Below are 7,179 nucleotides of genomic sequence, written 5' to 3' on the forward strand. Positions count from 1 at the left end.
CATAACCATGCTGACGAACGATCGCGCTGAGGTCGTCGTCGGTGAGTCCGCAGCGCCGAAGGTTACGGTGATTGACCTTGCCATCGTGAATCAGTACCCGCAGCGGGGGATCCACGAGGCGCTGAAGGCCCGGCACGAACCGGAGCCTGCTCACCGCCACGTTGACCGTGATCAGTGTCATTACCGCGGTGGCGGCGTGGATCCATGACGTATCGGTTGCGGTCGCGGCACGCCCGATAACGGAACCGCATACGACCGCCGTCAGCCAGTCGATCGGCGTGAATTGGGCGATCGCGCGGCGTTGAAGGAAGCGGAAGGCCAAAGCGGTGGTCGAGAACAGCGCCAGGGTTTTGGGAACGGTGTACACCACCGATTCCCAGCCATCGATCAAGACGTGGGTAATCCCGCTCATCGCTACGATTGTGCTATCCGAATGCGGCGGGTCCAAACGGCGCGATGCGAACATCGCCGCTCCGTACTAGTCAGAGATCGGCGCCGCCGAAGACGCAAATCAGAACACCCAAGCTCTGCACGACGCTGCGGTCGGCGCGGTACGAACCGACTTGGGCGATGTCCAGAACGGTCGCGCTGGCTATGTGGCCGCCCTGGCGTCGGCCAAATCGTCGCTGGCGGCCGTCACCGGTGAGGCCCCTCAGGCGCCGACGGCGACGGCGGGGCCGGTGCGACCAGCCCACCTGCTGAGGAACGGGCGGGCACACCTGGTGGGGACGGCGGCGCCGGAGCGGCCGGCGAGGCGTCTGGTCTGACGGTGACGAAGGGGGATGTGGCGCTCGGTGCTGCGGGCGCGGTCACCGGTGGTACCGCCGATGGCGTGGGCAAGGCGACGCTCAACGCGATCAAGGAGTCGCCCGGTACGGGTCCGGGTAAGGCTTCACAGGGCTTGTTGAACTGGTTGGAGGATCCGACGGTTGGCGGCGCCGAGCTCAACGGATTCTCCCGGCTCGCTCGGGTGGGTGGTGGTGCCGCCGCGGTACCGGCCGTCATGTCCGACATCCATGACGGCAATTCGGTGGCCGAGGCCGTCACCCGGGAGGGCGTGGGTCTGGCCGCCGGGCTAGGGTCTGGCGCGGCGGCTGGTGCGCTGATCGGTTCGGTCGTTCCAGGGGCAGGGACGGCGGTTGGTGTCGTGGTCGGCGCCGACGAGTGCGTGCAAAAGGTTGACCGGCCGAACCGTCAGCCGCAGGCCGATTATCACGGTGCTCCCGAAGTATTTGCTCGACCCGATCCAGCAACTCACTCGGGTTCTCGTTGGCTCCGTCTTTCCAGGCGCGCCAGGCGCACCATCGCTGACACTGACGAGCAGGCCCTCCGTGGCCGCTCACACGCCCGCCGTGGAGCGGCCTGGTGGTGTCGCTGCCCTCCCCCGCGGGACGGTAAGTGATGGCGCGAATACCATTGCCGGCCAGACAATCTGACCACTTCCCTGCTGCGATGTGGTGGGCATCACTGATGACTAGTGCCGTCAGCTGTGATCGTTGTCCGCAAAGCCGAGGAACCTGGACGGCCCGCTGGCGGGGTCAGTTCGCCCAACTCGGCGGGCGCTTCTGCAGAAACGCCAGCATGCCCTCGCGGGCTTCGTCGGAGACGAACAACCGGGCCGACTCGGCGGCGAGTCGCTCGGCGTCGCGATCGAAGCCGTCCAACACAGCGGCGGTGGTCAGCGCCTTGGATGCGGCCAGACCCTGGGGTGAGCAGCGGCCGATGTCGGCGACCAGCGCCGCGACTGCGGCATCGACGTCCTCGGCGGCCATCGTGATCAGCCCGATCGTCTCGGCGACGGCGGCGTCGAACGTCGCACCGGTCAGGTAGTAGCGCGCGGCGGCGCGGGCGGACAGCTTCGGCAGCAGCGTCAGCGAGATGATCGCCGGCGCAACCCCGATCCGGGCTTCGGTCAGCGCGAACGTGCTGCGCGGCCCGGCGACGGCGATGTCGCACGCCGCGACCAGACCCATCCCGCCGGCGCGGACGTGGCCGTCGACCGCGACGATCACTGGCAGCGGCGCTTCGACGATGGCGCGTAGCAGCCCCGCCATCTCCCTGGACCGCTGGGCGGTCGCCTCGGCGGGATCCTTGGTAGTCGCTGCCGATCCCTGGGACAGGTCGGCGCCCGCGCAGAAGGTATTACCGGTGTGGCCGAGGACGACGACCCGCACCGCGGGATCGTCGGCCGCGTCGCGCAGGCCCTGATGTAGTTGGCCGACCAGCGTGCTCGACAGCGCGTTGCGGTTGTGCGGCGAATTCAGCGTCAGCCGCGCGACATGCCCCTCGACGGCGTATTCGACGAGCGTGTCCATCAGTAGCTGCGGGGCAGGCCGAGCGATGTCTGCGCGACAAAGTTCAGCACCATCTCCCGGCTGACCGGAGCGATCCGTCCGAGCCGGGCCGAGGCCATCATCGCCGCGACGCCGTACTCCTTGGTCAGCCCGTTGCCGCCCATGGACTGCACGGCCTGATCGACCGAGCGGGTAGCCGCCTCGGCTGCAGCGTATTTGGCCATATTGGCGGCTGTGGCCGCGCCACCGTCGTCGCCGTTGTCGTAGAGCGTCGCAGCCTTCTGCATCATCAGTTTGGCCAGCTCGACCTCGATGTGGCACTGCGCCAACGGATGTGACAGCCCCTGGTGCGAGCCGATCGGCGCGCCCCACACCTGTCGGGTCTTGACGTAGTCGGCGGCCCGGTCCAGCGCGTAGCGACCCATCCCGACGCTGCTGGCCGCACCCATGATGCGCTCGGGGTTCAGGCCCGCGAAAAGCTGTGCGATGGCGGCATCTTCGGCCCCGACCAGCGCGTCGCTGGGCAGCCGAACGTCGTCGATGAACACCTGGAACTGCCGCTCCGGGCTGATGATTTCCATGTCGATCGGGGTGTAGGTGAAGCCGGGTGTGTCGGTGGGCACCACGAACAGTGCCGGCCGCAGCTTGCCGGTCTTGGCTTCTTCGGAACGCGCGACCACCAGCACCGCCTGAGCCTGGTCGACGCCCGAGATGTAGACCTTCTGCCCCTTGAGAATCCAGTCGCTGCCGTCCCGGCGGGCCGTGGTGGTGATCTTGTGCGAGTTGGACCCGGCGTCGGGTTCGGTGATCGCGAACGCCATCGTGATCGTTCCGTCAGCGATACCGGGGATCCAGCGCTTCTTCTGCTCTTCGGTGCCGAACTTGGAGATGATCGTGCCGTTGATGGCCGGCGACACCACCATCAGCAGCAGTGCGCTGCCGGCGGCCGCCATTTCCTCCATCACCAGCGACAGCTCGTACATGCCGGCGCCGCCGCCACCGTACTCCTCGGGCAGGTTGACCCCGAGGAAGCCGAGTTTTCCTGCTTCGGACCATAATTCGTCGGTGTGCTCCTGCGCGCGGGCCTTCTTGAGGTAGTACTCGCTGCCGTATTTCGACGCCCACTCCGACACCGCCGTGCGCAGCGCCTTGCGGTCTTCGCTTTCGATGAAGCTGCTGTCTGTCATTGAGAATCTCCTTCTACGTCAGGATCGTGGGGCGCGTCCACTCGCGCCAGGACGGCGCCGACTTCCACTTGGTGGCCGGTGTCGACGTTGAGTTCGGCGAGCACGCCGTCGGCCGGCGCGGCGATGGTGTGCTCCATTTTCATCGCCTCCAGCCAGATCAGTGGCTGGCCCGCCGTCACGGTGTCACCGACGGCGGCGCCGAGTCGGATGACGTTGCCGGGCATGGGTGCAACCAGCGAGCCCTTCTCGACAGCCGAGCCGGGCTCGGGAAAACGTGGCTGTGCGACCAGGTGCACCGGTCCAAGGGCGGAGTCGACGTAGACGTCGTGGCCATGGCGGGACACCGCGAAGCTGCGCGCCACCCCGTGGGCGTCGGCGAGTACGACCTCGTGCGCCGACGCCGAGACGAGGTGAACCGTGTCGTCGCCGGGGAGCGTCAATCCGGTTCGGCTGAAGCGGTATTCGACGCGGTGCTGCTCGCCGGCGTCGTCGACGAAGGTCTTGACCTGGTAGCCCGACGCGAGGTTGCGCCAGCCACTGGGCAGCGAGCCGAGCACGCTGGCCCCGTTCCGATTCGCGGCAGCGTCGGCCAGCGCCGCCGCGAGCGCCGAGCGCCGGACGGCAGTGTCGTCGGCCAGCGGGGCGGCCAGCTGCGCTAGACCGTGCGTGTCGAAGAACGCGGTGTCGGTGGCGCCGTCCAGGAATGCCCGATGCCGCAGCACATTCACCAACAGGTCGCGGTTGGTGCGCAGCCCGTGCACCCGGGCCCGGGCTAGCGCGTCGGCGAGTATCAAAGCCGCATGATGCCGGGTCGGGGCGTAGGAGATGACTTTGGCCAGCATCGGGTCGTAGTGGATCGACACAGAAGAGCCGTCGACGATCCCGGAGTCCAGCCGGATTCCGGTACGCGCCCCGAGCGTGGTGAATTCGGTGCGCGCCGCCGGCACGTCGATGCGCTGCACCAAGCCTGCCTGCGGCTGCCAGTTCTGCGCGGGATCTTCCGCGTACAGCCGGGCCTCGATCGAAGAGCCTTGCGCAACCGGCGGTTCGGCGTCGAGGTGGCCCCCGTTGGCAACGGTGATCTGCAGCTCGACCAGATCGAGTCCGGTGGTCTCCTCGGTGACCGGGTGCTCGACCTGCAGCCGGGTGTTCATCTCTAAGAAGAAGAACCCGCCGTCGTCGTCGGCGAGAAACTCCACGGTGCCCGCCCCGGTGTAGCCGATCGCGCTCGCGGCGAGTCGGGCCGCCTCGAACAGCCTGGCCCGCATGCCCGGAATGCGCTCGACCAACGGCGAGGGCGCCTCTTCGATGATCTTCTGGTGGCGGCGCTGGATCGAGCACTCCCGCTCGCCCACCGCCCACACCGTGCCGTGCGCATCGGCCATGACCTGCACCTCGACGTGGTGACCGGTGGGCAGGTAGCGCTCGCAAAACACCGTCGGGTCGCCGAACGCGGACTGGGCCTCGCGCTGAGCAGCCGCGACTTCGCTTGGTAGCGCGTCTAATTGGTCGACCACGCGCATGCCCCGTCCGCCGCCGCCGGAGGACGCCTTGACCAGCACCGGCAGCTGCGCGGCAGTCACCGTGTCGGGGTCGAGTTCCTCGAGCACCGGCACTCCGGCCGCGGCCATCATCTTCTTGGCTTCGATCTTGGAGCCCATCGCGCGCACCGCGTCGACGGGCGGGCCGATCCACACCAGACCAGCGGCCTGCACCGCGGCGGCGAATTCGGCGTTCTCGGAGAGGAATCCGTAGCCCGGGTGGATGGCGTCGGCGCCGGCCGCGCGGGCCGCGGCGATGATTGCCTCGCCGTTGAGGTAGTCGTTGGTTTGCGGCAACCGGACCCGGGCGTCGGCCTCGGCCACATGGGGAGCGGCGGCGTCCGGGTCGGTGTAGACCGCGACGGTGCCCAGGCCGAGAATGCGGCAGGTCGCGAAGACCCGCCGGGCGATCTCGCCGCGGTTGGCCACCAGAACTCGAGTGATTCCCATTTCCGTCACATCCGGAAGACGCCGAAGCTCGACGTCCCCTTGATCGGGCCATTGGCGATGGCGGACAGACACATTCCCAACACGGTGCGAGTATCCCGCGGATCGATCACGCCATCGTCGTAGAGCATTCCCGACAGCACCATCGGCAGCGACTCAGCTTCGATCTGGCCTTCGACGGCCGCGCGCATCGCGGCGTCGGCGTCCTCGTCGACCACCTGGCCGCGCGCCTCGGCGGCGGCCCGGCTGACGATCGAGAGCACCCCGGCCAGTTGCGCGCCACCCATCACGGCGGCCTTGGCGCTCGGCCAGGAGAACAGGAAACGCGGGTCGTAAGCCCGGCCGCACATGCCGTAGTGGCCGGCGCCGTAGGACGCGCCGATCAGCAGCGAGATGTGCGGGACGGTCGAATTGGAGACCGCATTGATCATCATCGAGCCGTGCTTGATCATCCCGCCTTCCTCGTAGTCCTTGCCGACCATGTAGCCGGTCGTGTTGTGCAGGAACAACAATGGTGTGTTGGAGCGGTTCGCCAGCTGGATGAATTGGGTGGCTTTCTGCGATTCCTCGCTGAATAGCACGCCGCGGGCGTTGGCCAGGATTCCCAGTGGGTAGCCGTGCAGTCGCGCCCAGCCAGTCACTAGTGACGAGCCGTACATCGCCTTGAATTCGTCGAAGTCGGAGCCGTCGACGATGCGCGCGATCACCTCTCGTGGGTCGAAGGGAATGCGGAGGTCGGCCGGCACGATGCCAATCAACTCGTCGGCGTCGAACAGTGGCTCGGTGACCGCTGCGGGCGCGGGGCCCTGCTTGGTCCAGTTCAGCCGCGCAACAATGCGGCGTCCGATCCGGATCGCGTCGAGTTCGTCGAGGGCAAAATAGTCGCCCAAACCCGATACCCGCGAATGCATTTCGGCGCCACCGAGGGATTCGTCGTCGGACTCCTCGCCGGTGGCCATTTTCACCAGCGGGGGGCCGGCCAGGAACACCTTCGAGCGTTCCTTGATCATCACCACGTGATCGGACATGCCGGGTACGTAGGCGCCCCCGGCGGTGGAGTTCCCGAACACCAGCGCAATAGTGGGGATGCCGGCCGCCGACAGCCGGGTCAGGTCGCGGAACATTTGCCCGCCGGGCACGAACACCTGTTTCTGGGTCGGCAGGTCGGCTCCGCCGGATTCGACCAGCGAAATCACCGGCAGGCGGTTCTCGAACGCGATCTGATTGGCCCGCAGGATCTTCCGCAGGGTCCAGGGGTTACTGGTGCCACCTTTGACGGTCGGATCGTTGGCGACGATCATGCACTCCACGCCGTTGACCGGGCCTATTCCGGTGACCAGGCTGGCACCGACCTGGAAGTCGCTGCCGTAGGCGGCCAGCGGGCACAGCTCCAAAAACGGTGCGTCCGCGTCGATGAGCAACTCGATGCGCTCGCGGGCGGTCAGCTTGCCTCGATCGTGATGTCGCTCAACATATTTCGTGCCACCGCCGGCCAGCGCCTTGGCCATTTCGGCGTCGATCTCGGCAAGCCGCGACTCCGCGGCCGCGGAGGCCGCTGCGTAGGCCTCGCTCTTGGGGTCGAGCACTGACCTGAGCGCGGTCATGACTGGAACCCCAACAGCTTGGCGGCCAGCGCGGTGAGGATCTCGGTGGTGCCGCCGCCGATGCCCAGGATCCGCATGTCGCGGTACTGGCGCTCGATCTCCGACT

At 67.5% G+C, this 7,179-nt stretch carries 7 protein-coding genes; 1 reads left to right on the forward strand and 6 read right to left on the reverse strand.

Features of this window, described 5'->3' with window-relative positions; genetic code table 11:
* Positions 1–412: DUF421 domain-containing protein (locus AC2VOG_RS02990; protein ID WP_486938433.1), on the reverse strand; the 412-nt coding region annotated here is incomplete at its 3' end.
* Positions 413–769: 357 nt separating this feature from the next.
* Between AC2VOG_RS02990 and AC2VOG_RS02995 the strand changes: the two genes are divergently transcribed.
* Positions 770–1,402: a hypothetical protein gene (locus tag AC2VOG_RS02995; RefSeq protein ID WP_486938434.1), complete on the forward strand. Its 633-nt coding sequence runs from the start codon at positions 770–772 to the stop codon at positions 1,400–1,402.
* Between the two features lie 136 nt (positions 1,403–1,538).
* On the opposite strand, the gene AC2VOG_RS03000 is transcribed toward AC2VOG_RS02995, so the two are convergent.
* The 5 genes from AC2VOG_RS03000 to AC2VOG_RS03020 form a co-directional block, all read right to left on the reverse strand.
* Positions 1,539–2,315, reverse strand: coding sequence for an enoyl-CoA hydratase family protein (locus AC2VOG_RS03000; RefSeq protein WP_486938435.1), 777 nt, complete (start codon positions 2,313–2,315; stop codon positions 1,539–1,541).
* Positions 2,315–3,481 carry an acyl-CoA dehydrogenase family protein gene (locus AC2VOG_RS03005; protein WP_486938436.1) on the reverse strand — a complete coding sequence of 389 codons (1,167 nt, stop codon included), beginning with the start codon at positions 3,479–3,481 and terminating at the stop codon, positions 2,315–2,317. Before AC2VOG_RS03005 ends, AC2VOG_RS03000 begins: the two co-directional genes overlap by 1 nt.
* A complete protein-coding gene (locus AC2VOG_RS03010) occupies positions 3,478–5,472 on the reverse strand; it encodes an acetyl/propionyl/methylcrotonyl-CoA carboxylase subunit alpha (protein ID WP_486938437.1) in 1,995 nt (664 codons plus the stop codon). The genes AC2VOG_RS03005 and AC2VOG_RS03010 overlap by 4 nt, the downstream gene beginning before the upstream one ends.
* A 5-nt stretch (positions 5,473–5,477) precedes the next feature.
* The gene (locus AC2VOG_RS03015; protein ID WP_486938438.1) at positions 5,478–7,073 is read right to left on the reverse strand and encodes an acyl-CoA carboxylase subunit beta; all 1,596 of its coding nucleotides are present in this window, start codon (positions 7,071–7,073) and stop codon (positions 5,478–5,480) included.
* The coding region (locus tag AC2VOG_RS03020) for an acyl-CoA dehydrogenase family protein (RefSeq protein ID WP_486938439.1) at positions 7,070–7,179 on the reverse strand (110 nt) is incomplete at its 5' end. The genes AC2VOG_RS03015 and AC2VOG_RS03020, both read right to left, overlap by 4 nt.

Source organism: Mycobacterium sp. TH-M11 (assembly GCF_057473725.1).

Excerpts from the sequence above, each read along its gene's own strand:
- AC2VOG_RS03000 (WP_486938435.1), bottom strand. The coding sequence starts at position 2,315 with ATGGACACGCTCGTCGAATACGCCGTCGAGGGGCATGTCGCGCGGCTG.
- AC2VOG_RS03005 (WP_486938436.1), bottom strand. The coding sequence starts at position 3,481 with ATGACAGACAGCAGCTTCATCGAAAGCGAAGACCGCAAGGCGCTGCGC.
- AC2VOG_RS03010 (WP_486938437.1), bottom strand. The coding sequence starts at position 5,472 with ATGGGAATCACTCGAGTTCTGGTGGCCAACCGCGGCGAGATCGCCCGG.
- AC2VOG_RS03015 (WP_486938438.1), bottom strand. The coding sequence starts at position 7,073 with ATGACCGCGCTCAGGTCAGTGCTCGACCCCAAGAGCGAGGCCTACGCA.